Origin of the sequence: Actinoallomurus sp. NBC_01490 (genome assembly GCF_036227085.1) — a bacterium.
In the GTDB taxonomy this organism is placed as follows: Bacteria; Actinomycetota; Actinomycetes; order Streptosporangiales; family Streptosporangiaceae; genus Actinoallomurus; species Actinoallomurus oryzae.
The window spans coordinates 5,506,838-5,532,661 of sequence record NZ_CP109433.1 but is presented as its reverse complement, the minus strand read 5'-3'; the positions used below and the strand labels follow the sequence as shown (position 1 = coordinate 5,532,661).

Below are 25,824 nucleotides of genomic sequence, written 5' to 3'. Positions count from 1 at the left end.
CCCGAGGCTGCGGGACGGCCTGTTACGACGTCCCTCGGACGAGCGCCCGCAGCTCTCGCGCGATGCGCGCGGGGTCGGGCACGAGTGCCTGCGCCAGGGCCGGCGCGGCCGGCATCCGCGTGTCGCGGGTTCCGACGCGGACCGGCGGAGCCGACAGGGGTACCCCCGACTCCGTGACGCGCGCCACGACCTCGGCGCCGAACCCTCCGGTGACGTTGGCCTCGTGCACCACCGCGAGCCGGCCGGTGCGGGTGGCGCTCGCCGTGACCGCGTCCGTGTCGAACGGGTTGAGCCAGGGTGTCTCCAGCACCTCCACGTCGAGGCCCTCACCGGCGAGGGACTCCGCGGCCTCGAGCACCCGGACGGTCATCGCACCCCACGTGACGACCGTGGCGTCGGCGCCGGAGCGGCGGACGCGCGCCCCGCCCATCGGACCCGGCTCGCCGCCGACCCGCACCTCCTCCTTCGGCCCGAAGTAGAGCGTCCGGTTCTCCACCACCAGCACCGGGTCGTCGCTGTGCACCGCCGTCACCAGCAGGTCGTAGGCGTCCTGCGGCGTGGACGGCATGCAGACCCGAAGGCCCGGGACGTGCAGGAAGAGGGCCTCGAGGCACTGGCTGTGCTGTGCGCACGCACCCGGCGCGCCGCCCTGCTGGGTGCGGATGGTCAACGGGGCGCTGAGCCGGCCGTTCGAGACGTACCGGACGTTCGCGGCCTGGTTCACGATCTGGTCGAGGGCGACGAGCGAGAAGTCCGCCCACATGATCTCGACGATCGGGCGCCGGCCCATCATCGCCGCCCCGACCGCACTGCCGAGGATCGCCGACTCGCTGATCGGGGTGTCGAACGCGCGGGCCCCGTACTGCTTGCGCAGCCCGCGGGTCACGCCGAAGACGCCTCCGGGCTCGCCGACGTCCTCGCCGTAGACCAGGGTCTCGGGGAGTTCCTCCATCAGGCGGTGCAGGGCGGCGTTCACCGCCTCGCCGTAGGAGAGCTTGCGGACCTCACCGGTCCCGGTCTCAGGCATACAGGTGCTCCTTCACGGTCGCCGGGTCGGCGAGCGGCGCCGCCAGGGCGGTACGGGCGGCCGCGTCCATCTCGGCTCTGGCCCGCGTCTCGACCGCGTCGATCTCCGCGGCGGGAACACCGTCGGCCAGCAGACCCTCGCGCAGCCGGGCGATCGGCTCTCTTCGCCGGATCCGATCCATCTCCCCCGGGCGCCTATAGGTCTCGGCGTCGCCGATGTAGTGGCCCACGAGGCGTTCGGTCACGCACTCCAGCAACGTCGGCCCGCCTCCCTCGCGCGCGACCTCCAGCGCGTCACGCATGTGGAACCGGACCGCCTCGGCGTCGTTGCCGTCGACCCGGTGGCCGGGCATGCCGTACGCCGCCGCCCGGCCCGCGAGGCGGTCGCTGCGGACCATGTCGGCGATCGGCGTCAGCTCCGAGTAGCCGTTGTTCTCGCAGACGAAGACCACGGGCAGGTCGAAGGCCGCGGCGAAGTTCATCGCCTCGTGCACCGCGCCCTGGTTCATCGCGCCGTCGCCGAACACCGTCACCGCCGCGCGCCCGGAGCCGTCGTACCGGCCCGCGAGCGCCGCGCCGCACGCGATGGGCGCGCCCGCGCCGACGATGGAGTTCTCCCCGTGGAAGCCGTGGTCGGCCGCGGTGAAGTAGGCCGAGCCGCCCCGCCCGCCGTTCACGCCGGTGGCCCGGCCCATGAGCTCGGCGAACAGCGGAGTGACGGGCACGCCCCTGGCGATCGCCCAGCCGTGGCCGCGGTACGTCGCGAACAGCGCGTCCTCCGGTTCGAGGGCGTCGCAGGCACCGACCGGGATGGCCTCCTGGCCGATGCACAGGTGCACGGAGCCGACGATCGACCCCTCGGCCCGCAGGTCGCGCACCTTTTCCTCGAAAGCGCGGATCCGCCACATGGCCAGCAGGTCCGCGAGCCGCCGCTCACTCACCGTCGACACCCTCCTTTCGCCATGCCGCCAGCGCGGCCGTGCAGATCGCCTCGACGTCCCCGAGATAGGAGTCGGGGGTGATGGACAACTCGCCGAGGACCGCCGCGTCGCCGGGGGTGGCCAGCTCTCGCAGGGTCTCCGCCAGCGTCCGGCGCTCGGCCCGGGCCCGGCCGGCCGCCTCGTACACCAGGTCGTGGGCCCGCTCCCGGCCGAGCGCCGGAGCGAGCCGCATCATGTAGGCCTCGGCCATGATCAGTCCGCCCTCGGCTTCGAGGTTGTCCCTCATGGCCTGGGGGAAGACCCGCAGTCCGCCGGCGACCTGCGCGGCGGTGGCCAGCGCGCCGGCGCCGAGCTCCGCGAGCTGCGGCACGACGTACCACTCCACCTGCCACTCCCCCGCCGCCCGCTCATGGCCCGCCTCCATCGCGCGGAACAGGGCCGAGCTGAGCGCTCCGGCGGTGCCGGACATGCCGATGATCGCCTCGCAGCCGATCGGGTTGGCCTTCTGCGGCATCGTGGAGGAGGCGCCACGGTGGTGACCGCCCGCCTCGCGGACCTCGGCGACCTCCGTCCGGGACAGGTCGACGACCTCACGTGCGAACCGCGCGGCCGTCGCGGTCACCCCCGCACAGGCGACGCCGAACTCGACGACGCCGTCCCTGGCCACGTGCCAGGGCACGTCGGTGGTGCGCAGGCCGAGCCGCAGCGCCATGCCCTTCCGGACCGTGGCGGCCTGCGCGCCCAGCGCCGCGGAGGTGCCGCCGGCGCCGAAGAGCGAGACGATCCGTACGGTCCGCGCGGCGGCCCTGAGCCGCTCGCGCTGCCGCGTCACCTCCGCGAGCAGTACGGCGATCTTGGCCCCGAACGTCGTGGGAACCGCCTGCTGGGCATGGGTACGCGCGGCGATGACGGTGCCCGCGTGCTCCTCGACCAGCCGGGAGAGCGCGTCACCGAACTCCCCGAGCAGCACGAGCAGGCGGTCCAGCGCCTCCCCCATCTGAAGAGACAGGGCACTGTCCATGATGTCCTGGGTCGTGGCGCCGTAGTGGACCCGGCCGTTGGGGCCCTCGGGCAGCGCGGCCGCGATCATCCGGACCAGCGGAAGGATCGGGTACCCCACGTTGACCGCCTCACGCCAGAGGCGCTCCAGGTCGATGTTGGTGAGCACGCACGCTCCGGCGATGGCCTCGGCGTCGCTCTCGGTGAGCACTCCCGCGTCGGCCTGCGCCCGCGCGAGCGCGGCCTCGACCCGCAGCCACGCCGACACGGTGCTCTCGGCGGAGAAGACATCCGCCATGCCGCCGTCGCCGAACAACTCGGGCAGCAGCTTGAAGGTCTGCGTCATCCTCGGCGTCGCCATCCGTCAGTCCATCTCCAGTCCGCCATCGACGTTGAGCGCCTGCCCGGTCACGTACGACGCGAGGTCGCTGACCAGGAACAGCACCACGGACGCGAGCTCCTCCGCGCGGCCGGGGCGGCGCAGCGGCGCCCGGTCGCCGACCTCCTTCAGATAGCCCTGTCCGGCTCCGTCGCCGAACCGCCGGTCCCGGTCGGCGATGATCTCCTCCCACATGGGCGTGAGGAAGACGCCGGGACACACCGCGTTGACCCGTACCGGCGCGAACGCCTCGGCGGCCGACTTCGTCAGGGACAGCAGCGCGGTCTTGGTGGCCGAGTAGTGCGGGGCGTTCGGCCGTCCGGACCGCGCGGCGACGGAGGCCAGCGTCACGATCGACCCGCGGCCCCGCTCGACCATCCGGCGGCCGACCGCCTGTGTGATCCAGAACGTCGCGTTGAGGTTCACGTCGACGATCCGCCGCCACTCCTGCGGTGACACCTCCAGGAACGGCGTGGTCCGCATGATCCCCGCGCAGTTCACCAGGATGTCCAGCTCACCGATCTCCTCGACCAGCGCCCTCGCCTGGTCCAGGTCGGCCAGGTCGGCCGCACGGACGCGCGCCCCGAGGCCGGCCGCGCTCGCCGCGACACGGTCCTCGTCCAGATCGGTGAGGACCAGGTCGGCCCCTGCCTCGGCCAGTGCCCTGGCGCACGCGGACCCGAGACCTCCCGCCGCACCGGTGACCAGCGCCGTACGCCCCGCCAGGTCGATCGCGACCCCCATCCGGGCGTCCTCCTTCGCTCGTTCAAACGATTGACTGGAACGTAACAGCGGGAACAGGACCAAAACAAGGGGGCAGTTGGGGCGTTCGTCCGATTCTCGCCTTCGGCCGCCGGTCGAGGCGGCGAGGTCTTGACGGTTCCGCGGCAACGGGCCACAATCCGGAACGCTCGACCTCAGTCAATCGATTGACCTCCGAGGTGCATTTGTCATGAGGCGCGGCCGGTTCTCGATTCTCATCGCCTGCGCGGCGGTCACGACGGCGATGGTGGCCCCCGTCGCTCCAGCCGTCGCCGCGTCACCACCCACGACGGCCTGGCGGCACGGCGCGTTGCAGACGGATCCGCGCGGCGTGGTGTCGCGCTCGGACCTCGTCCTGCAGAGCCCGCCGTGGCAGAACTACCAGAGCATGCCGCTCGGCAACGGCCGGCTCGGCGCCGCGGTCTGGTCCGAGGACGGGCTCACCGCGCAGTTCAACCGCGGCGACACGTTCCCCGACCTCAAGGGCGCGGGACAGCTGGTCGTCCCAGGACTGTTCCCGCTGATGAGCTCCGCCGACTACCGCGGCCGGCTCGGCCTGTACGACGCCGACCTGGACCAGCGCGGCGGGGGCATGACGGCGCACGCGCACGTCCGTGCCGGCACGGACCAGTTCGTGCTGGACGTCACCGGCGCCGACCCCGGCCGGACCCAGACCGCCGACCTGAAGCTGTGGCAGGGCCGCAGTCCCGTCACGTACGCGTCGGGCGGCGTGGCCGCACTGGCCGAGACCTTCCACGACGAGCCCTCCGGCACCACGTCGGGCGCGATCGCCGCCATGACCGCCGACGGGCGCCAGGTGCACGCGACGGTGACCGGCGACCGGACCGTCCACCTCAGCTTCAAGCCGCGACAGGACGGCAGCTTCCGCATCGTGGTCGGCGTCCCGGCGTACAAGGGCGGCGACGTGGCGAAGGCGACGCGGGCCGCGGTGCGCGGAGCGTTCGACGCCGGCGCCGACGCGGGCCATCTGCGCTGGTGGCACCGGTTCTGGAACGACGCGGCGCCGATCGAGATCAGCTCACCGGACGGCACCGGAGAGTACCTGGAGAACCTGCGGGCGATGCAGCTGTACATGTCCGCGGCGTCGATGCGCTCGGCGGTGCCGAGCAGCCACGGCGGCGTCACCAGCCTGTTCTCGCCCTGGCGCGACGACATCCACTGGTCGGCGGCCAACTGGTGGCACTTCAACCTGCGGCAGCCGGTGTACACCAACCTCGGGGCCGGTACCGCGGCGCTCAACACCCCCTACTTCCGGCTGTACCTCGACCGCCTCGCGAAGATGCGGAAGTGGACCGCCGAGCACTGGCCGGGCGCGAAGGGCGTGTGCGTGCCGGAGTTCCTGCGCTTCGACGGCACCGCCGGATCGTGTGACAGCGGCGCCGATCCGGACTGGGTCAACCGCATCCTGTCGACCGGCCCGGAGGTCGTCGCCAACCTGTGGTCGCAGTACCGCTACACCGGCGACCAGGCGCTCCTGGACTCCGGGTATCCGCTGATGAGCGATGTCGCGCGGTTCTACCTGTCCGTGCTGCGTCCCGGAGACGACGGGTACCTGCATCTCCAGCACGTCAACGCCCTCGAGGTGCAGTGGGACACCACCGACCCCACCCCCGACCTCGCCGCGATGCGGACGATCTTCCCGGTCGTCGCCGGGCTCGCCGATCGGCACGGCGACCACGACCTCGCCGAGCAGCTTCGTCAGGCGGTCGCCAAGCTGCCGCCGTTCCGTACGGCGACGCGCAACGGACAGCCGGTGCTCGCCTGGTCGGGCACGGACGAGGCGGCGCACAACACCCAGGACCCCGACCTGGAGGCGCTGTGGCCGTGGGGCCTGTACGGCGCCGACTCCTCGCTCATGCAGTCGACGTTCACCAACCGCGTCTACGTGCAGACGCGGGAATGGGCCTCGGACTCGGTCTGGGCCGCACGGCTCGGCCGGGCCGACGAGATGAAGAACCTGCTGGTCCAGGGCACCTCCGACTTCCAGATCTTCCCGAACGGCTTCGCCTCGCACAGCCGCAACTCCGATCCGGCGCGCGGCGGCGGTTACTACGACGGCTGGGGAGCCGTGGTGGCGTCCGCGTTGCAGGAGTCCCTCGTGCAGTCCTACCAGGGCACTCTCCGCATCGCCCCGGCGTGGCCGGCGGACTGGACCGCCACGGGCGCCGTGCAGATCCCGGGCGGCCACCGCGTCAGCGTGGAGACACGCGGCGGCTCGCCCTCGCTGGTCGGCATCCGGGCCGGCAGCACGGACACGCTGAAGATCCAGAACCCGTGGCCCGGCCAGCGGATCCAGGTCGTGAACGGCGCGTGCGGCTGCGGCCGGCCCGTGGTCGCGGCGACCACCGCGTCGCAGATCGCGCTGCCGGTCAAGCGCGGCGCGAGCTACCTGCTGGAACGCACGGCACAGCCCTACTCGTCCTTCTCATTCGGCGAACTGGGCGGGCGGCCGGCGGACAAGGTGAAGACGCTCGGGCAGCGCACGCTCGGAGTCGCGCACAGCACGCCGCAGATCAACAGCGACCTGGTGACCGTCGAGCGGCCGGACAAGCTGCACGCCCTGGTCCGCGCGGCGGTCGGGGCGCCGGCGTACGTCGACCGCGGCTACACGGTCACGGGACTCCCGGACGCCCTCGACGGCGCGGTCCTGATCCGCGGCGCGAACGACGACTCCCAGCTGACCGAGCCCGCGGACTACCTGACGCTCGACCTGGCGCGTCCGGCGACGGTGTACGTCGCGTTCGACACCCGCGGCGAGGGATCGTGGTGGCCGGGCTGGCTCGCCGACCAGGGCTTCACGCGCACCGCCATGACGGTCCAGACGAGCGACCGGCCACTCGCGGTGTTCGCCAAGACCATGCCCGCCGGCCAGGTACACCTGGGACCGAACTCGGGCGTGGACGGCCAGGGCGGCTCCAGCTACGTCACGTTCGTCACCGCCCGGACCGGCTGACTCCGGGACGCGGGCCCGCTCAGCGGCGCAGAGGGAGGACGTACAGGGCATGGCCGCGAAACGTGCCGGTGAGGGCGACGGCGTGACCGTCGGTGGTGACGCCGAGAGGCGCGGCCTTGCCGGTGACGGGGAACCGGTGCGGAACCCCGGTCGGCGGGATCCACAGCGCCATCGGGTCGTCGTCCATCGGGTTCCCCGGGTTCTGGAAGCCGTAGAGGTCGCCCTGCCAGATGGCGTAGTAGCCGACGTTCCAGCCGCCGTGCACCCATCGGTGGCGCGTGCTGCCGGCGACCTCCCAGGTCGTGATCAGATCGCCCTGCTGCCGGGTGCCGTCGGCGTCGGAGGGGGTGCCGCCACTGGACAGGGGGTCATCGCCGCGGGCGAGGACCTCGCCGGTGCGCAGGTCCGACAGCATCAGCCGGCGGGTGTGCCCGGCGATGACGGCCCGGGTGGACACGGCGTAGACGGTCTGGCCGCGCCCGGACCACAGCACCCGGCCGGTACGGCGGTCGACGACCTCGAACCCCTGGTGCCGGCTGTCGTCGCTGCGGTGGGCGTCGACGACGACGTCGCCGGTGGCCGCGACCGGCGACCATCCCGGGCGATGCCACGGGCTCAGCGTGCCGTCGGCGTCCAGGATCGTGATCGGGCCGCCGTCATCGAGCAACGCGCCCTGGAAGGCGGTGTCTCCGGCCCATTCCAGTTGCTCGTCGGTGGGTAACCGCACCGTACGGGGGCGCACGTGCCCTCGCGCGGACGGGTCGTAGATGTCGACGTAGGTCAACCGCCCGCCGGGACCGGTCTTGTGATAGCTGAAGGCGACACGGAGCCCGGGGCCGTCTCCGAGCAGATGCAGCCCCGGCCCGTCCGACAGGCCGGACTCGGCCGCCAGGACCGGACCCGTGAACAGGGTGTGCCCTTCCGGGTCCACCCCACGCACCCGTACGCCGAGAGCGCCCGTCGAGCCGGCGGGCACGCCTTCGACCCGATCCGCCACGACGATGACGTCACCGACCACGACGGCGTTCATGAGCCCACCGGCCACCGACACCTTGACCGCGGACGGGTCATCCGGCTCGACCCACGGGTAGGTGCCGGCCGGCGCCGTGCGCTCGGGCAGCTCCGGGTGGCGGAACGCGTCGTCCCATCCCGCCGGCGGAGCGCCCCCCGGTAGATCGGCACACGCCCCTCCGAGGCCCGCGATGAGCGTTAACGCCACGGCCGGCCGGGCCGCGCGCCTCCACCAGCCACTCTGCCGGACCGTACGCATGCCCGCATTGTCCCATTTCAGGAGGTGGATCCCTCGGTCCGCGGACCCGTCGCCACGGCCACAACCGGACCTTCCCCCTGATGCTCACCTAATGTAAGTTGGCGATCACAAAAGGTGATCGGGAGGTCCCCCATGGGTCACGAGTCCGCGCAGGCCGGTTCCGGCGCCCGCGAGCGGCTGCTGCTGCGGTTCCGCATACTCGACTCCGACGGTAACGGCTACCTGGACGAGAGCGACTTCGACCGGCTCGCCACCAGAGTGCTCAGCGCGGTGGGCGAGCCGCGCGGGTCGGCGAAGGGGCAGGCGGTCGTGAACGGGCATCGCCGCTTCTGGGCGGGCCTGCGCGCGACCCTCGACGCCGACGGCGACGGCCGGATCAGCCGGGAGGAGTACCTCGCCCGGCTGGGCGACCCCGGAGACGCCGAACACACCGTGACCGACTACGCGACGTCGGTGGCCGCGCTGGTCGACCGGGATGACGACGGATACGTCGAACGCGACGACTTCCTCACCTGCATGACCGCGAGCGGCTTCGCGAGGGCGAACAGCGAGGCGGTGTTCGAGGAACTGGACGAATCGGGCCACGGCCGGATCGCGGTCGACCATTGGGCCGCGGCGATCGTGGACTGGTACAGGTCCGAACGCACCGACATTCCCGGCCACGTCCTGGTGGCCCCGACTCCCGACCCCTGAGCCGGGAGCCTCCGCCGAACGTACAGCCTGCCTCGTGCGCGGAGAGGCAGGCCGTCCCCCTGATCCGCGGATGGGCGGCTACTTGTACCAGATCGCGACGCCGCCGTGATGGGAGCACGTGCCCTGGTGGTGCTGAGAGTAGGACAGCGTGCCGTCTTTGCATTTCGCGGTCGCGCCGGAGGGGTTGGACGGCGCCTTCGGCGCGGACGCACGATGCGTGGGCCGCCGATGCGTGGGCACGGGACGCGTCACCGGCCGATGGGTGACCCGATGAGTCCTGCGCGGCGACGAACTCGGTGGCGCACTCGAGGGCGGAGCCGACGGCGTCACCATCGAGGGCACCGGGTCCGGCGAGCTCTCCGCCGAAGCCGACTCCTCCGGCCACGTGGACGGCGCCGGCCCGCTCGCGTCCTGCGGTGCCTTACACCCCGTCAACAGCGCACCCGCCGTGCACGCGGCAAGCAGCATGATCAGAACTCGGCGCATCACATCTCCCCGTCGTTGGTGCTTGTGTGACGCAAGCTGCGTCGTGGCGGATGACGGGGCCGGATCGCGGTGACCGTTGTCGGACATAGAGGAAACGTCCGGCTGGGCCGGAAGGATGAAGTACGACGTCCTGTTCGCCCGCACGCGGGCGTCGGCGTACGGCACCCGAAGCGGTTCGGCCTGCGCGCCCCGGAAAGCGCCCAGCCGACCCGGGCGGCGATGACGATTCAGCCGAACAGCACGCTGCGGTACGGCCGATCAGTCGAACTTCACATACCGGGTGACGTTGCCGGTCGTGCTCGGGGGCAGCGACCCGGCCTCGCCGGAGCAGCCGGCCGAACGGTAATAGTGCACGGTGTGGTCGGTGGCGTTGATCGCATAGAAGGGTGGCCGGGTGCCTCGCAGGGTGTAGCAGTGGCCGGCCTGCGGATTCTGCAGCGAGGCCGACTGTGTGCCGCTGCCGTCCGGGCTCCAGTAGAAGCCGCCGGTGGCGGCCACGGCGGCGGCGGGCAGCAGAGCGGCGGCGCCCGTGGCGACCGCGACGGCAAGAGTCTTGAGTTTCACGTCGATTCCTCTCCAGCGAGCCGCCGCAGACGGCCGGCGGCCTACCGCGTGTGTACGTTCGTGGCGCCCGGCGAGCGGTGGGACCCGCCGGCGATCACGCGGACTTTGAGGGCCGTTAGCACGGCCATGCACGTACGGAGCCCTGCGTCTCGCGGTCGCGTCAATGTCCGTCAACGCGGCTCGCCGTTCGCGCGTCCTAGTCAGTACCCCGCCGAATCGGCTAGTGGGGAGCGTGGCGAATGGGGACCAGCGCAACACGGGCGGCGATCGTCGTGATGGTCGCGGTGGCGGCGTCGGCGAGCTGTCACGGCGGGGGCGAGAAGAGCGCGGCGCCGACCACGGCGTCGCCACACGGCGGACGGAGCGGATCGGCGTCCGCGACGCCGGCATCCGCGTCGCCGAGATACACGGCGCGGCAGCTCGCCGGCGCTCTGATCAAACCACCTGCCGGAGCCGCCGCGATCTCCAAGGGCAGCGGTCCGTACGAGACGGTGATCAAGAAGCTTTCCGGGGGTGCGCCGCAGGCCACGGGTAACCCGTCGTGCGACGCGATGGGCCGTACCGGCATCGACGTCACCGGCTCCATGCCCAGCGCCTTCGTGAGCTTCGCCCAGGTCGGGCGGTCCCCTTCGGAAGTGCTCGTCGCGGTCCCGGATCCGGTGGCCGAGCAGGCGGTCACCCAGCCGGTCCCGCAGGCGTGCCGGACCATCAAGGCACGCGCCGCCGGTACGACCGTCACGGCCACCGTGGTCTCCGACGAGCCCCTGCACATCGGAGACGGCGGGCGGATCATCCGGACCGACCAGGTGACCGGCGGTACGCGCCTGCGCTCGTGGCAGGTCTTCTTCACCGGTCCGGGGTACCTCGCGAACATCGACGTCACCGGCACGAATGTGACCCGGGCGGACGCCGAGACCCTTGCCCGGCAGGCTCAACGCAGGGCGAGCACGACCCTGAGATAGGTCGGCGGGCGGCTTCAAGACGTGGACGAGGGTGGCGTATCGGTGTCGATCGGCCAGAGCGTGCGTACGGCATCGGGAATACCCTTCAGGGCTTCGCCTTCGCGCAGCGTCACCTGCAGCAGATAGCCCGGAAGCACGCACAGCAGCACATTCGCCAAGTCCTCCGGGGCGAGCCCTGTGCGGGTGGCCGTTCCGGCTCCGGCGGTCTCGGCGAGTGTGCGACCGGCCACGTCGAACGACTGCCGTAGCCGGGCGGCCAACGCGGGGTTGCGCAGGGCCTCCGACCACACGAGCAGCGCGATCGCGCCGAACCCGTCGTCCGCGTGCCGTGCGGCCACGAACTCCAACGCCGCCGCCAGCGCCGCACCGACGCCGCGCCTGCCATGCTCGACCGACTCCCGCACGAGCGTGACGACCTCGTCGAGATTCTCCTCGGCGATGGCGAGGATCACCGCGTCCTTGCTGTCGAAGTAGCGGTACACCGCGCCGGATGACATGCCGGCCTCGCGCACCAGGTCCTGCATGGACGTCTCATGGAACCCGTCACGGACGAAGCAGCGGCGGGCCGCGGCCATGATGTGGGCGCGGCGCTCGTCGCGGTACTCAGGCGAGACCTTCGGCACGGCACGTCACGCTAGCAAAAAAGCATGAACGTTCGCACTTGACGCGAGGACACGACGAAGAGCACAGTGGACAGCATAAAAATGAACGTTCGTGCGCGATTAACCGCGACCGACCGCAGGCAGGCCCGGGAACAAGAAGCGGCGGATGCCCACAGTGCTCGCGGTCGCCGACGCGTCCTCACGGTGCCGCGTCGAGAAAGGACGACGACATGATCGACTCATCCGACTTCGGAACGTTCGGGCGCTTCACCGAGACTCCGGTCGACCGTATGCCCCCGGACATGAAGGCGGCGTACGAGTTCACCCGTGAGCTTCGCGGGCTCGTCCCCGGCCCGCACAAGATCTGGCTGGCCAACCCCCGGCTGTCGCGCACGATCGTGCCCACCGGGGCCTACTACCAGACCGAGTCGACGCTGACGAAGGCCGAGATCGAGATCGCCACGAACCTCGTCTGCGGCCGCTGGGGGGCGGCGTACGCCGGCTACGAGCACGAGAAGATCGGCGAGAAGGCCGGCGGGCTGCGGCCCGAGGCGATACAGGCGCTCATCGCCGGTCTGCCGACCTCGTTCGAGGATCCCCGGCAGCAGGTCGTCTACGAGCTGACCTGCGCGCTCATCGCGGCGCGCGTCGTCCCCGCCGGGCTGTTCCGGCGTGCTCAGGAACTGCTGGGCGACGCGGGGATCGTCGACCTCACGGTGCTGCTCGGCTGGTTCACCGCCGTGTCCCTGACCCTGGCCGCCTTCGATGTGCCGTCCAACGCGGTCGGGCTCGACCAGTAGACCCGAAAGAAAGAAGACAGAAAGAAGACGTCGTATGTCCATCCGCAACCACGGGCTCGGCGGGCGCCTTCCACTGGCGGAACGTGCGGCACTGTCCGAGAGGCGGCAGCGACTGTTCGATCGCATGGCGGAGACGGTCGCGCCATGGGCGGAGCACCACGGATTCGTCAGCCGCACGGAGGACGGCCGCTTCATCGGCCCCTTCAATCCGGCGCTGCTCACTCCCGTGATCGCCGGCCGTTTCCTGGACTTCCAGGCCGCCGAGGAGGAGAACACCTCGCTGACCGCGCGAGTACGACAGGTCGTGATCTTGACCGTGGGTGCCGTGTGGCGTTCGGCCTATGAACTGTACGCCCACTCGGCCGCGGCCCGGACGACCGGCCTGTCGCAGGAGGCCGTCGAGGCGCTGGCCACCGGCGACATGCCCGGCGAGCTGTCGGCCTCCGAGCGGACCGCGTGGCGGTTCACACGCGGGTTGATGGCCGAACGCCGGGTCGAACAGCCGGTCTACGACGAGGCCCGGACGGCATTCGGAACGGAGGGCGTCGCCGACATGGTGCTGCTGATCGGCGCCTACCAGACCGTCTGCGGCCTGCTCAACACCTTCGAGATCCCCGTTCCGGAGACCTCTCATGGCGACTGAGCACGCCTCCGCGCCGTCGGGCTCGACCGACGACGACCCTCCGACCAACGCGAAGCCACGAGTGGGGGAATTCCATGCCGATCGCCCCGCTTCCGGCGGTTACGCTGACTCCGGTCGCGTACTTCCCGGAAAAGTACTTCTTGGAAAACCTCGCCGTCCGCGCTGACGGTTCGGTCCTGATCACCGCGGTGCTGCAGAAGGAACTGTGGTGCGTGCCCGGTCCCGAACCGCGCGCCGCGGTCGGCCCGGTGCTGGTACACGCTTTCGAGCACCTCGTCACCGGCATCGCCGAGGTCGAACCCGAGGTGTTCATCGTCAGCCTGTCCGACGGCTACACCACCCACGAGTCCCACCTGGCCCGGGTGGATCTTCGTGGCTGGGCCCCGGGGGACCCGGTCTCACCCGAGATCATTTTCACCTTCGATACGCGGGTCCGCGCCCTCAACGGCAGTTGCCTGCTCGGTCCCGGCGTGATGCTGGCCGCCGACTGCTTCGCCGGGCTGATCTGGCGCATCGATCTGACCGAGGGCGCCCGCGGCGCGTCGGCGCGCGTATGGCTGGCCCACGACACGATGGCGGATGACCCCGACAGCGAGGTCCCACCGCCACCGCAACCGGGCGTCAACGGCGTGCGCTACGGCGCACGCGCCGGCTACGTCTGGTACACCTCGACCGCCCAGCAGGTGTTCATGCGCGTGCCGGTCGACCCGGCCACGCTCGATCCCGCCGGCGCTCCGGAGTTCGTCGCCGCCATCGACAACGCCGACGACTTCTGTGTAGACGAAGACGCCGGATTCGCCTATGTCACCCGGCATCGCGCCAACACGATCGACCGGGTTCCGCTCACGCCACGGCACGGCAGCGAGGTCCGTCACATCGCCGGTGACCCGTTCGACCCGGTGCTGGCCGGGCCGTCCAGCGCCGTCTGGGGCCGTGGGCCCGCGGACCACGGCCGGGTGGCCTACGTGACCACCGATGGCGGCACGACCGCGCCGCCCGGCGGGGTCGTCCGCAAAGCCGCGCTGTTGCGCGTCGAACTGCGGCCGCACGCGGCGCGCTGACCGCCTCGCGGCACCACCAGATCCTTTGAGACAGGAGAACGTTCATGATGAGGGCAGGCAGTGGCACGGCGACGGACCGGCCACACCCGGCCGATGAGCTCCGCGTCGCGTACGCGGTCGCTCGCGCGCTGAAGGACAACGGGATCGAGCGCGTCTTCCTGGTCACGGGTGGTGATCTGTGGCTGTGGCGCGCGCTACGCGACCACGGCGTCGAAATGCATCTCGCCCGCAGCGAAGCCGCGTCCGTCGTCATGGCCGACGCATACGCTCGCGTCACCGGCAGGCCCGCGGTCGTGTACGGACAGTGGGGGCCGGGGGCGGCGAACGTCTCTGCGGCGCTCGCGGACGCCTGGTGGGCGCACAGCCCGCTCGTCGCGCTCACCAGCACCGTCTCGACGCGGGTCGAGTACAAGTTCGAGTATCAAGAGCTCGACCAGCCACCCATGTTCCAGCCGGTCACCAAATGGCAGGCACGCGTCACGCGCGCGGATCGCGCCGGCGAGCTCGTCAGCCAGGCCGTGCGTATCGCGGCCGCCGGATGCCCCGCGCCGGTGCACATCGACATCCCGAGCGACATACTCGCAGAAGTCACGCAGCCACCGGCTCGCCGCGCACCCGCCTGTGCGCCGACGCCGCCCGCCCCGGCGGCGAGCGCGGTGGACGACATCCTCGATCGGCTTGCCCGCAGCCGGCGACCGGTGATCCTGGCCGGCAACGGCGTGTTGCTCGCCGACGCCGCGACCGACCTCACCGAACTAGCGGAGACCGCGGCCGTTCCCGTCCTGACGACACTCGGTGGCAAGGGATCGATTCGCGAGAACCATCCGTTGTCGGCCGGCGTCGCGGGACGATACTCGAGCAAGATCGCCAATGAGGTCGCCCGGGACGCGGACCTCGTCCTGGCCATCGGCACGGATCTCGGCGGCCTGGCGACCGACACGTACACGCTGCCCTCGGCTCACGCCGAGCTCGTCCAGGTCGACCTCTCAGCCGAACGCATCGGCCGGACCCGCACCGTCCAGGCGGGTGTGGTCGCCGATGCCGGACAGACCTGCCGAGCCCTCGCCACGGCACTGGCCTCCAGACCGGGCAAGGACGCTCACCGCGCATGGGGCGCGGCCGTCCGGAGAAGACACGATGCCTGGCGAGAGGCCTTCCAGGCCGTCGCGCGTCGCCCCGCCGCCGGCCACGTGCGGCCCGAGGCCGTCGTCGCGATCCTCCGAGAGTTCGCCGACGACCGTGACCTGCTCGTGGCGGACACCGGTTTCATGGGCGCCTGGGGAGGCGCGCTGTTCCCCGTACACGCACCGGGCCGGACGTTCCTGCGCGCCGCCGGTACGCTCGGCTGGGCGTTTCCCGCCGTGCTCGGCGCCCAGCTCGCGGCACCAGAGGGACGGCGCGCGTTCGCGCTCACCGGCGACGGCGGCTTCGGCTACAACGTCGGAGACCTTGAAACCGCGGTGCGGCTGAACCTACCCGCAGTGACCATCGTCTTGAACAACGCGAGCCTCGCGTACGAGCACGTGGGGTTCAAGCACGCTCTCGGAGGCGACGTCGTACACGAGGTCTGCGACTTCATCGACATCGACCACGCCGAAGTCGCCGCCGCGTATGGCCTGTTCGCCGCCCGTGTCGACTCGGCGAAGACCTTCCGCGACGCGCTGAAGAAGGCGATCGCCGGTACGCGTCCCGCACTGATCGACGTCGTCATCAGCAAGGAAAGGATCGCTCCGGTCACCACGTTCGACGCCCGGCTCGAACGCGACGTCTGAGCCAGGCGCCCAGGGCGCCGAGCGGCCGGCTCGTGCCTCCACCTCGCCAGGTTGGGCGACGAGGCATGGACGGCCAAGAGGATCGGAATCGAGCCCCCGGCGAGAAGAAGCAAGCCGACCGGTCCGGTGAGCGCGAGCCTGGTCGCTATATTGCGCTCAAGCACCTCACGCGTTGTCAGTTCCTCCCTCGCCGTGGTCGGCGGGCCGGAGTGGCCGTAGTCTCGCCCAGAGCAGGAAGCTCAGCCCGAGCACCAGCATGGCGAGGCCGAGCCAGAGGTTGATGCGGATGCCGTCGGCCTTGGCGAGTTCGGCGTGGGAGTCCAGCAGGCCGGTGACGACCTCGATCACTCCGTAGACGAGGAACAGGCCGCTGATCAGAAACCGGAGGTCGAAGAGCCGCCGCGAGCGATTGGCCGGGCCGGCGCCGGATTGTTCGGACATCGAAGCACCTTCCCCAGGTCTACTTGACGAACAGCACGACGAGCGAGAGCACGAGCGCGATGCCGAGCGCACCGGAGCCCAGCAGAGGCTCGGACTCCCACCAGTGCCGGCGCGGCTCGCGCGCCTCCACCAGGCCACCCGCCGACGGCAGCCGCCACACCAGCCCGGCGAGCTCGCTGTCCGGCTTCGGCCGGGTCACCAGGGTGACGGCGACGGTCACCAGCGCGTCGACCACGAAGGCCACGATCGCGCCGTAGAAGTTCGACATCTGCGCGTTGATCGTGGCGTGCGTCGGGTCGAGATGCCCACCCGGGTAGAAGTATCCGATGTGGAAGGCCGCGAAGTGCATGGCGGCCGCCGCGACGGTGCCCGCGATCAGGCCCCAGAAACCGGCCCACGGCGTCGTACGCTTCCAGAACAGGCCGAGCACGAACGTCGCGAACAACGGCGAGTTGAAGAACGAGAACAGCAGCTGGATGTAATTCATGATGTTGCCGTAGCCGGAGGCGATGAACGCCGTGCCCACGCTGATGAGAATGCCGACCACGGTGGCGATCCGGCCGACGTTCAGGTAGTAACGGTCGGACCGGTCGCGGGCGACGTACGGCTTCCAGATGTCGTAGGTGAAGACGGTGTTGAAGCCGCTGGCGTTCGCCGCCATGCCGGCCATGAACGCCGCGAGCAGGCCGGTGAGCGCGATGCCGAGCACGCCGTTCGGCAACAGCCGGCCCATCAGCTCCGGGATCGCATCGTTGTACGCGGGGCCGCCGTCGCCGCCGAAGTGCGGGATCGTGACCAGCGCGATCATGCCGGGAACGATCGTCAGGAGCGGAAAGAAGATCTTCGGGAAGGCGCCGATGAGGGGCGTGCGGCGCGCGGCGGACATGTCCTTGGCCGACAGCGCCCGCTGGACCTCCGCGAAGTTGGTCGTCCAGTAGCCGAATGACAGGACGAAGCCCTCCCCGAGCACCAGGCCGAGCCAGTCGCCGAGCGGGTTCTTCCAGTGCCCGACGCCGCTCTGCTGCCAGGTGTCGAGCAGCGTACGGTCGTGCACCCGGTCCACCAGGCCGCCGAACCCGCCGACCTGGTGCAGCCCGATCACGACGATCGGGATCAGCCCGGCCAGGATGACGAAGAACTGCAGCACCTCGGTGTAGATGGCGCCCGACAGACCGCCCAGCGTGATGTACACGAGGACCAGTCCCCCCGACACGATGATCGCCAGCCAGAGCGGCCAGCCGAGCAGGCTCTTCACGACCAGCGCGAGGGCGTAGAGGTTGACCCCGGCGATCAGCACCTGGGCGACCGCGAACGTCAGCGCGTTGAAGAAGTGGGTCGGCGCGTTGAACCGCCGCCGCAGGTACTCCGGCACGCTGTGCACCTTGTTGCCGTAGTAGAACGGCATCATGAACAGGCCGAGGAACACCATCGCCGGAATCGCTCCGACCCAGTAGAAGTGCAGGGCGGCGAAGCCGTACTGCGCCCCGTTGGCGGCGTTTCCCAGGATCTTCAGCGCGCCGAGGTTGGCGGAGATGAACGCCAGTCCGGTCACCCACGCCGGCAGCGACCTGCCGGACAGGAAGAAGTCCTCGCTGGTGGCGACCGCCCGTCTGGCGAGAAGGCCGATCGCCAGGACGACGGCGAAGTAGATGGCGAGGATCGTGTAGTCCAGGCCGTTGACGTCCAGCGTTCCGGCGGCCGACACGTTCATTCGGCGATCACTTCTTCCTCCTCGGGGTCTCGTGGCGCCATCGGGGATCTCACGACGAGGCCGGCGCGTTCACGCCCGACCGGAGCCGTGGCGGCAGCGGGCAGGTCCACTGCGAGCGCGCGGGCTCGGCGGGCGAGGGTCAGCGGCGGTTCATACGCGCCGCGGTGAGCTGTTCGGTGACGAACGCGCGAGCGTGGCGGGCGAGGTCCGCGCCGTCGTCCCACAGGTTCCGCCAGATCGCGAGGTTGTTGGAGAGCCCTTCCGCGACGACGGCGGAGGAGAAGCTCTCGAACGTGATGGGCCCCTGGTAGTCGATCGCCGCGAGGGCGCGGAAGAACCGGGGAAAGTCGATCGTCCCGGAGCCCAGGTAACCGCGATGGCTCTCGCCGACGTGAACGTAGCCGAGCCGCTCGGCGCACTCGTGGACGGGACGGGCGAGGTCGCCCTCCTCGATGTTCATGTGGTAGGTGTCCAGGTGGACCACCACGCCGTCGGCGCCGATGTCGTCGATGAGGTTGAGGGCCTGCCGCGCGGTGTTGACGACGTTGCTCTCGTACCGGTTCACGACCTCGAGTCCCAGGGTGATACCGGCGGCCTCGGCGGCGAGGTCGCGCAGGACCGCCACGCAGTTCGCGCGCCCGCGGGCGGTCACCGGGCGGGGGTACTTGCCGAGCGCGCTGTACAACGCCCCGCCGAAGTAACGTCCGCCCAGCACGCGGGTCAGCCGTACCGACTCGGCGAGCTGGACGGCTCCGCGTTCGACGGTCCGCGTGTCGTCGCTGGAGATGTCGGCGTCGAAGTCCAGCCCGCGCGAGCAGACGACGTCCAGGCCGGCCGTGGCGAGGGCGGCACGCGTGTGCCCGACGTCGATGGCGCCGGGGTCGTGCAGGGACAGCTCGATCAGGTCGAACCCGGCCGCTCGTGACTGCTCCACCGCGCCGCGCAGCGGTTCGGGCGACAGCTCTCCGACCCACACCAGTGAGTGGACGCCCAGAGGGTTCACGATCACCTCCTTGGCTCCTGCCAGGCGAAGCTAGTCCGACTTATGCGTAATCGACAAGCAAAAGTGGATGTGACACTGCACATATTCGACTGATGGGAACGCATAAGGCGGTTTATGCTCTCCCGTACCGAGCGGGTGGCCACCCGGGAGGTCGTGGAAGGAGCACGCCATGGCACCGGTCGTCGTGGGCGGCCCGACGGGGCCGGGAGCCGTCCTCGGACTGATCCGGACGGGACGGGCGACCACGCGCGCGCAGATCATGGCGCACACCGGGCTGTCCCGGTCGACCGTCGCACAGCGGCTCGACGCGCTCACCCGCGCCCGCTACATCATCGAGTCCAGCGGTGGCGACTCGACCAGGGGCCGACCGGCCGGGTCCTTCGAGATCGACGCCGGCGTCGGGGTGCTGCTGGTGGCCGACATCGGCGGTAGCCACGTACGCACCGCCGTCACCGACCTCGCGGCCCGCCTGCTCGCCCGCCGTGCCGTGAACCTCGACGTCGCGACCGGGCCGCGCCGCGTGCTGGGCACGGTCCGCCGACACTTCGCCGCGCTTCTCTCCGAGTGCGGCCGCGATCGCGACGCGGTGCGCGGCGTCGCGCTGGGCGTGCCCGGCCCCGTGGAGTTCGACAGCGGCACCGTCGTCAGTCCGCCGATCATGACCGGCTGGGACGACTATCGCGTGCCGGAGTTCTTCGCCGGAGAGTTCGCCGGCCCGGTGCTCGTCGACAACGACGCCAACCTCATGGCCCTCGGTGAACACCGCGCCTGCCATCCCGGCGAGCAGGACCTGCTGCTCGTCAAGGCCGCGACCGGCGTCGGGGCCGGTCTCATGCTCGGCGGGCGGATCCACCGCGGCGCGGTGGGCGCGGCCGGCGACATCGGCCACATCCCCGCGATCGAGTCCGACCGCACCGGCGACCCGCCCCTGTGCCGCTGCGGCAACAGCGGATGCGTCGAGGCGTACGCCTCGGGCTGGGCACTCGTCCGCGATCTGCGAAGCCTCGGCCGCGACACCGAGTCGGTCCACGACCTCGTGCGCCTCGCCCGTGCCCACGACCCCGACGTACGGCGGATGGTCCGCCGCTCAGGCCGGATCATCGGACACGCCGTGGCCGACGTGGCCAGCCTGATCAACCCGCACGTGATCGCGATCGGCGGCCCGCTCGTCGACGCGGACGAGTCGTTCCTCGCGACGGTCCGCGAGGTCGTCTACCGCCAGTCGTCACCGCTGGCGACCCGCGACCTGTCCATCGTGCGCACCGGCCTGGGAGAAGAGGCCGGCATGGTCGGCGCGGCGCACCTGCTCGGCGACACCGTCTTCGCCCCGGCCGCGGTCGACCGGGCCCTCGGCTGGACCTGAGCGGTCTCCCGGCGGTCCCTCCTCGACACTGCCGTCAGCGAAGTGAGTCCTGTTTGCGACGACAAGATCGCTGAGTGTAGCCTTTCCGACTTCGATGCGTGGCCCGATGATCACCCGCTGACCCCACATGGGCTTCGGACGCCCTTGTTCGCAGGCACATGGTCAGGAGCGCACATGACCTCGCCCGGTTCCAGTCCGTCACCGTCGCCGGACGGCTCGACCACCGACGGGCTCCTTTCGCTGCACGGGCCGGAGTTCGCCGCCGACCCCGAAGGCGTGTACCGCCGGCTCCGCGCGTACGGCCCCATCGCGCCGGTGGAGCTGTCCCCCGGCGTGCCCGGGATGCTGGTCACCGACTACGACGTCGCCCTCGAAATACTGCGCGACCAGGTGAGATTCCCCCGCGACGCCCGCCGGTGGCAACAGGGGATTCCGCCCGACTGCCCGGTCCTGCCGATCATGGCGTACCGGCCGACATGCAACCTGACCGACGACCCCCTCCGCTCGCGGCTCCGCGAGGCCGTGACCGACGCCCTGGACCGGGTCGACCAGAACGCGCTCCGCACCTTCGTCGAGCGCAGCGCAAGCCGTCTCATCGGCCGGATGAGCCCTCTGGGAGAGGCGGACCTGCGCACCGAGTACGCCCTGGTTCTGCCGCTGCTGGTGTTCAACGAACTGTGCGGCTGTCCGGCCGAGCTCGGCGAGCGGATGGTCGCGGCCGTACGGGAGGTCCTCAAGTGGGAGAACTCCGAAGAGGCCAACATGACCCTCGGCCTGGCCGTCCTGGAGCTCATGGCCCTCAAACGCGAGAACCCGGGCCAGGACGTGACGACGTGGCTGATGGAGCATCCGGCCGAACTCACGGACGAGGAGGTCGCGCACCAGATCGTGATGATCGTCGGCGCGGGCAGCGAGCTCGCGCAGAACCTGATCGTCAACACGTTGCGGCTGCTGCTGTCCGACGAGCGGTTCGGGGGCGGCCTGTCCGGCGGGAGCCTGTCCGTCGAGGACGCCCTCGACGAGGTCCTGTGGACGGACCCGCCGCTCGCGAACTTCGGCATCAGCTATCCGGTCGAGCCGCTCGACTTCCACGGTGTCAGGCTGCCGGCCGACCAGCCGGTCGTCATCAGCTTCGCGGCCGCCAACAACGATCCGTCGACCCGGGCCGAGGACCGGGCCGGTAACCGCGCCCACCTGTCGTGGGGCGTCGGGCCCCATGCCTGCCCGGCTCAGGGCCAGGCGCGCATCCTCGCCACGGTCGCCATCGAGAAGCTCCTCGACGGGCTGCCGGACATGGAATTGGCCGTCCCCGCCGAGGAACTCACGTGGCGACCCGGTTTCATCCAGCGCGCCCTGTCCTCGCTGCCCGTACGGTTCCCCGCCGCTCCCGAGCCCGCGCCGCCACCGCTCGCCGAGCCGTGCCCGGTGACCGAAGCGGGTGACGACGACGTCCCGGAGACGCCGACGGCCCCCGGCGCCGAGGAGCCACCGGCACCCCAGGCACCGGCCCGCTGGTGGCGCCGCCTGGCGAACTGGTGGGCCGGCGACACGGACTGACGGTGGTCACGAGTCGTCAGGACCGGTGAGCGGAAGCCGTACCGACCCACAGGTGTGGCCTGGACGCCTCTCCTCAGGCATCGCCGTTGACGAGGTCCTCCACCGGGATGTAGGCATCGGGGAGGCCGAAGGCGGCCGGGCCGAACGTCTCCAGGGCCGACGGTGTCCGCATGAGCTCCGGTGTGGAGATCGTGTACACCGTGATCCGCATGCCGTAGCGCAGCGACTCGGTCGTCACCGGCATCCCCGTCTCGCTGTCCAGCGTGCAGATGAGGTCGGGCACGATCGCGCGGACCTCTCCGTCGGTGCGGGCGACCAGGTGCTCGTTCTGGAAGGTGAGCTGGAGCCGGTCGGTGCCGGTGAAGGACTCCAGCGTGGCGGTGCCGCGCGCGAAGCCCTCGACGGTGCGGCGTTCGACGTCGACGACCTTGCCGCGGAACAACACCGACCCGTGGCGGTAGATGGTGGATCCGAGCATCTCGGTGAGCGCGGCGAACGGATCGCGGTGCGCCTCGCGCGCCTCCCGCAGCGTACGGCCGATGGCCTGGGCCAGGCCGAGCGTGCCGGGGATCGCGGTGCGGCGCACCTGCGCGGCGGTCATCGGGTACATCGACACGTACGACGCGCCGCCCATCCGGATCGTCACGCCCCGGGCGAGCCACTCCATGCGCCGGTTGTCGCCGGTCTCGAACAGCGCCGCGTCGCCCTTGTCGTCGGCGACGGTCATCGGGGAGCCGGACACGCCGTAGATGTGGAACGTCTCCATCTGGAGTTCGGGAAAGGCCCGGCCCATCCCGTCGGCGTCGACCACCGGGATGTCGAGCAGCGCCCCCATGTACAGCGGGATCATCGAGTTCACGCCGCCGCACTCCACCGGCATCGTCGCGGCCGCGGTGCGCCCCAGCCGGGCTTCGAGCGCCCGCAGGGCCGTGACGTTCTCCGTGCCGCTGGGCAGCTTCTCGACGATCACGGTCGGTGCCCCCATCATCGAGGTGGGGATGACCAGGGCGTCGGCGTCGAGCTCGTCGGCGGAGACGACCCGGATCCGGCGGCCGGAACGCAACTGCCGCTCCGCGAGCAGCCGCCCGATGTACGGGTCGCCTCCGCCGCCGGTGCCGAGCACGGTGGCGCCCAGCGCGAGATCGCGCAGGTCGACGGTCGTCAGCTCGCGCATGACGTCTCCACGGGCACGTAGTCGTGGTCGTACCCGAAGTAGCCGGGACCGACGAGGTCGAGGCCGGCGGGCGTACGCCAGCGCGGGTCACACGGCGCGCCGACGACACTGACGCGGAATCCGTAGCGGAGCCCCTCGGTGGTGACGGGTTCACCGCTGTCGCTGTTCAGCACGCAGATCAGGTCGGGCACCCCGGCCACGACCACGCCGTCCCTGCGGGCCACCAGGTTCTCGTTCTGGAACTCCAGCTCCAGCGTGCGGCCCTCGTACGCGCCGGTGCCCTCCAGCCGTGCCGTGCCGCGCGCGAAGCCGCCCGTGGTGCGCCGGGCCACGTCCGTGATCTTGCCGGTGAACAGCAGGTGCCCGTCCAGGACCTCGGTGGCCGCGGCCACCGGGTCGCGGCGGCCGTGTGCTTCGCGGACCACGCGTCCCAGCCGCTCGACGAGACGCAGCGTGCCCGGTACCAGCGCTTCGCGCACCTGATCACCGCGCAGGACGTACTGGAGGGTCATCGCCCGGCATCCCATGTCGATGGCGATGGAGCGGGCGAACCGCTCGGCCCACCGGTTGTCGACCGTGCGCAGCAGCGCGCTGTTGCCCTTCTCGTCGGCGAGCGCCAGCGGGCAGGTGGAGACCCCGGCCAGCGTGGGCAGCACCATCTGCAGCTCGGGGAACGCGCGGCCCATGCCGTCGGCGTCCAGCAGCGGCAGCCCCGTCTCGGCGGCGGCCACGAACGGGATCGTGGAGTTGATCCCGCCCGCCTCGATGCAGGACAGGTGCGTGATCTCCGCGCCGAGCACCTCGTTCATGGCCCGCAACGCCGTCTGGATCTCCGTGCCGCCCGGCATCTTCTCCACCATCACCGTCGGCGCGCCCATCATCGCCACGGACACGATGACCGCGTCGTCCGGCACCTCGTCGAGGTCGACCAGGGTCACCGGGCCGTGCCGCCGGATCGCCTGCTCGGCCAGCAGCCGCCCGATGTACGGGTCGCCACCGCCGCCGGTGCCCAGGATCGCGGCGCCGCGGGCGATGTCGGCCATCCGGTCGGCCGTGATCTGCACGCTCACCTGGCACCTCCGGTCGCGGCGAACTCGAGGTCGCCCACGGCCTTCACCCGTACTCGCACGGCGTTTCCCGGCAGGTACGCGATCGGGACCTCCTCCACCTCCACGATCTGCACGCTGCCCGGGCGGGCGCCGGCCGCGACCGCCTGGTCCACGGCCTCGGCCTTGGCCTGGTCGAGTACCTCGTCACGGGACTGCCGGCCGATCGCGAAGATCCGGTCGACCTCGCCGCCGACCTGCGCGATGGCCGCGCCGATGGCGTTCGCGACCGCGAAGTGGTCGGGCCGGTGCACCTCGGCGAAGCCCGGCAGCGCGTCCGGGATGAGAACCGAGCCGCCGCCGACGATCACCACGGGCACGGGCTCCGCGGACGTGCGCATCCGGTCGACGATCTCGGCGACGTCGTGAGCGATGCGTTCGATCGCCCCGGTCACCAGCCGGGGATCCAGGTGGCGGACCAGGGACGCGTCGCCGATGTCGGCGTGGCCCGCCGCCACGACGATGTCGGTGGCGGTCAGGGTGTCGCCGCCGAACACCAGCGCCCGCTCGGTGAGCTCGTGGCCGACGCTGTCCGGCCCGATGGCCGGGTCCGAGTCACCGCGCACCCGGCTTCCACCGCCGATGCCGACCGACAGGACGTCCGGCATCCGGAAGTTGCTCCGCACACCGCCGATGTCGACCTCGGTCGCCGCCTCCCGGGGGAAGCCGCGGGTGAGCATCCCGACGTCGGAGGTGGTGCCGCCGATGTCGACCACCGCGCAGTCGGACAGGCCGGACAGCAGGGCCGCGCCGCGCATCGAGTTGGTCGGCCCCGAGGCGAACGTGGCGACCGGGTACTTGCGCGTGAACTCGACGTCCATCAACGTGCCGTCGTTCTGCGAGAGGTACAGCGGCGCGCTGATACCGACGGTGGTCAGCGCGCTGGTGAAGGCGTCCACGATCGTGTCGGCGAGATCGCGCAGGCACGCGTTGACGATCGTCGCGTTCTCCCGCTCCAGCAGGCCGATGCGGCCGATCTGGTGGGAAAGGCTGATGTGGACGCCGGGCAGCACCTCGGCCACGATGTCGGCCGCCTGCATTTCGAAGTCGGCGCTGACCGGCGAGAACACCGAGGAGATCGCGACGGAGCGCACCCCCGCGGCGCCGATCGCGTCGGCGACCCGCTTGATCTCGTCCGGTCTGAGGTCGGAGATGACGCGGCCGTCGAACTCGTTGCCGCCGTGGCACAGGTACCCGTGGTCGCCGATCGCCGACCGCAGCCGATCGGGCCAGTCGACCATGGGCGGCAGCGCCTTGGTGGCCGGCAGGCCGAGGCGGATCACGGCGGTCGGGGCCAGGCGACGGGCCTCGACGATCGCGTTGGTGAAATGGGTGGTGCCGATCATGACGGCCTGGATGTCGGCGGGAGAGAAGGTCGCGCCCTTCGCCAGCCCCCGCAGCGCCGCGACGACGCCGCTGGTGACGTCGCTGGTCGTGGAGGTCTTGATCTCGGCCAACACCGCGGACCCGTCCATGAGGACGGCATCGGTGTTCGTGCCGCCGACGTCGATTCCGATGCGCACGTTTGTCTTCTT

23 protein-coding genes are annotated in these 25,824 nt (G+C 71.0%); 9 read left to right on the top strand and 14 right to left on the bottom strand.

The features are described 5' to 3' along the window. Nucleotides 1-22: 22 nt before the first annotated feature. From OG417_RS25805 to OG417_RS25790, 4 genes are read right to left on the bottom strand one after another with little or no spacing between them, the layout of a single operon-like run. Nucleotides 23-1,027: an alpha-ketoacid dehydrogenase subunit beta gene (locus OG417_RS25805; RefSeq protein WP_329261184.1), complete on the bottom strand. Its 1,005-nt coding sequence runs from the start codon at nt 1,025-1,027 to the stop codon at nt 23-25. Further along, the gene (locus tag OG417_RS25800; protein ID WP_329261181.1) at nt 1,020-1,967 is read right to left on the bottom strand and encodes a thiamine pyrophosphate-dependent dehydrogenase E1 component subunit alpha; all 948 of its coding nucleotides are present in this window, start codon (nt 1,965-1,967) and stop codon (nt 1,020-1,022) included. Before OG417_RS25800 ends, OG417_RS25805 begins: the two co-directional genes overlap by 8 nt. Then, nucleotides 1,960-3,327 (bottom strand): class-II fumarase/aspartase family protein, encoded by a 1,368-nt coding sequence (locus tag OG417_RS25795; protein ID WP_329261178.1) that lies wholly within the window; start codon nt 3,325-3,327, stop codon nt 1,960-1,962. Before OG417_RS25795 ends, OG417_RS25800 begins: the two co-directional genes overlap by 8 nt. Nucleotides 3,328-3,330: 3 nt before the next feature. Next, the gene (locus OG417_RS25790; protein WP_329261175.1) at nt 3,331-4,089 is read right to left on the bottom strand and encodes an SDR family NAD(P)-dependent oxidoreductase; all 759 of its coding nucleotides are present in this window, start codon (nt 4,087-4,089) and stop codon (nt 3,331-3,333) included. A 208-nt stretch (nt 4,090-4,297) separates the two neighbouring features. Between OG417_RS25790 and OG417_RS25785 the strand changes: the two genes are divergently transcribed. After that, on the top strand, nt 4,298-7,081 hold the full coding sequence (locus OG417_RS25785) for a glycosyl hydrolase family 95 catalytic domain-containing protein (RefSeq protein WP_329261171.1): 2,784 nt from the start codon (nt 4,298-4,300) through the stop codon (nt 7,079-7,081). A gap of 19 nt (nt 7,082-7,100) precedes the next feature. On the opposite strand, the gene OG417_RS25780 is transcribed toward OG417_RS25785, so the two are convergent. Continuing rightward, entirely contained in the window at nt 7,101-8,351 is a 1,251-nt protein-coding gene (locus OG417_RS25780) for a hypothetical protein (protein ID WP_329261168.1), read from the bottom strand. 132 nt (nt 8,352-8,483) lie between these two features. Here OG417_RS25780 and OG417_RS25775 point away from each other — a divergent pair, with 132 nt between their 5' ends. Further along, nucleotides 8,484-9,044 (top strand): EF-hand domain-containing protein, encoded by a 561-nt coding sequence (locus tag OG417_RS25775; protein ID WP_329261165.1) that lies wholly within the window; start codon nt 8,484-8,486, stop codon nt 9,042-9,044. A gap of 78 nt (nt 9,045-9,122) precedes the next feature. Here the strand turns inward: OG417_RS25775 and OG417_RS54435 are convergent, their stop codons facing one another. Continuing rightward, entirely contained in the window at nt 9,123-9,377 is a 255-nt protein-coding gene (locus OG417_RS54435; protein ID WP_442875763.1) for a DUF3761 domain-containing protein, read from the bottom strand. A gap of 411 nt (nt 9,378-9,788) precedes the next feature. Further along, nucleotides 9,789-10,094: a hypothetical protein gene (locus tag OG417_RS25770; RefSeq protein WP_329261162.1), complete on the bottom strand. Its 306-nt coding sequence runs from the start codon at nt 10,092-10,094 to the stop codon at nt 9,789-9,791. A 239-nt stretch (nt 10,095-10,333) separates the two neighbouring features. Here OG417_RS25770 and OG417_RS25765 point away from each other — a divergent pair, with 239 nt between their 5' ends. Then, nucleotides 10,334-11,056, top strand: a complete 723-nt coding sequence (locus OG417_RS25765) for a hypothetical protein (protein ID WP_329261159.1) — start codon at nt 10,334-10,336, stop codon at nt 11,054-11,056. A 14-nt stretch (nt 11,057-11,070) separates the two neighbouring features. Here OG417_RS25765 and OG417_RS25760 read toward each other — a convergent pair whose 3' ends face one another. After that, nucleotides 11,071-11,679 (bottom strand): TetR/AcrR family transcriptional regulator, encoded by a 609-nt coding sequence (locus OG417_RS25760; RefSeq protein ID WP_329261155.1) that lies wholly within the window; start codon nt 11,677-11,679, stop codon nt 11,071-11,073. A 209-nt stretch (nt 11,680-11,888) separates the two neighbouring features. On the opposite strand from OG417_RS25760, the gene OG417_RS25755 reads away from it, so the two are divergent. The 4 genes from OG417_RS25755 (at nt 11,889) to OG417_RS25740 (ending at nt 15,934) form a co-directional block, all read left to right on the top strand. Beyond that, nucleotides 11,889-12,458 (top strand): carboxymuconolactone decarboxylase family protein, encoded by a 570-nt coding sequence (locus tag OG417_RS25755; RefSeq protein WP_329261153.1) that lies wholly within the window; start codon nt 11,889-11,891, stop codon nt 12,456-12,458. 34 nt (nt 12,459-12,492) lie between these two features. Further along, nucleotides 12,493-13,101: a carboxymuconolactone decarboxylase family protein gene (locus OG417_RS25750; RefSeq protein ID WP_329261149.1), complete on the top strand. Its 609-nt coding sequence runs from the start codon at nt 12,493-12,495 to the stop codon at nt 13,099-13,101. A 74-nt stretch (nt 13,102-13,175) separates the two neighbouring features. Continuing rightward, a complete protein-coding gene (locus OG417_RS25745; protein WP_329261147.1) occupies nt 13,176-14,162 on the top strand; it encodes a hypothetical protein in 987 nt (328 codons plus the stop codon). Between the two features lie 47 nt (nt 14,163-14,209). Beyond that, the gene (locus tag OG417_RS25740; protein ID WP_329261144.1) at nt 14,210-15,934 is read left to right on the top strand and encodes a thiamine pyrophosphate-binding protein; all 1,725 of its coding nucleotides are present in this window, start codon (nt 14,210-14,212) and stop codon (nt 15,932-15,934) included. 165 nt (nt 15,935-16,099) lie between these two features. Here OG417_RS25740 and OG417_RS25735 read toward each other — a convergent pair whose 3' ends face one another. The 3 genes from OG417_RS25735 to OG417_RS25725 form a co-directional block, all read right to left on the bottom strand. Further along, a complete protein-coding gene (locus OG417_RS25735; RefSeq protein ID WP_329261141.1) occupies nt 16,100-16,375 on the bottom strand; it encodes a hypothetical protein in 276 nt (91 codons plus the stop codon). Between the two features lie 19 nt (nt 16,376-16,394). Continuing rightward, nucleotides 16,395-18,086 (bottom strand): sodium:solute symporter family protein, encoded by a 1,692-nt coding sequence (locus tag OG417_RS25730; protein WP_329261138.1) that lies wholly within the window; start codon nt 18,084-18,086, stop codon nt 16,395-16,397. 139 nt (nt 18,087-18,225) lie between these two features. Next, nucleotides 18,226-19,089, bottom strand: coding sequence for a sugar phosphate isomerase/epimerase family protein (locus OG417_RS25725; protein WP_329261135.1), 864 nt, complete (start codon nt 19,087-19,089; stop codon nt 18,226-18,228). A gap of 169 nt (nt 19,090-19,258) precedes the next feature. On the opposite strand from OG417_RS25725, the gene OG417_RS25720 reads away from it, so the two are divergent. Together OG417_RS25720 and OG417_RS25715 are read left to right on the top strand one after the other, a co-directional pair. Further along, entirely contained in the window at nt 19,259-20,452 is a 1,194-nt protein-coding gene (locus OG417_RS25720; protein WP_329261132.1) for an ROK family transcriptional regulator, read from the top strand. Nucleotides 20,453-20,626: 174 nt separating this feature from the next. Next, nucleotides 20,627-22,009 carry a cytochrome P450 gene (locus tag OG417_RS25715; RefSeq protein WP_329261129.1) on the top strand — a complete coding sequence of 461 codons (1,383 nt, stop codon included), beginning with the start codon at nt 20,627-20,629 and terminating at the stop codon, nt 22,007-22,009. 73 nt (nt 22,010-22,082) lie between these two features. On the opposite strand, the gene OG417_RS25710 is transcribed toward OG417_RS25715, so the two are convergent. Genes OG417_RS25710 through OG417_RS25700 form a run of 3 tightly spaced genes read right to left on the bottom strand, consistent with a single transcriptional unit; the run spans nt 22,083 to nt 25,812 of the window. After that, on the bottom strand, nt 22,083-23,183 hold the full coding sequence (locus tag OG417_RS25710; protein ID WP_329261126.1) for a DUF917 domain-containing protein: 1,101 nt from the start codon (nt 23,181-23,183) through the stop codon (nt 22,083-22,085). Then, a complete protein-coding gene (locus OG417_RS25705) occupies nt 23,171-24,253 on the bottom strand; it encodes a DUF917 domain-containing protein (protein WP_329261122.1) in 1,083 nt (360 codons plus the stop codon). The genes OG417_RS25710 and OG417_RS25705 overlap by 13 nt, the downstream gene beginning before the upstream one ends. Continuing rightward, complete coding sequence (locus OG417_RS25700; protein ID WP_329261118.1) at nt 24,250-25,812, bottom strand: hydantoinase/oxoprolinase family protein; 1,563 nt, start codon at nt 25,810-25,812, stop codon at nt 24,250-24,252. Before OG417_RS25700 ends, OG417_RS25705 begins: the two co-directional genes overlap by 4 nt. Between the last annotated feature and the right edge of the window lie 12 nt (nt 25,813-25,824).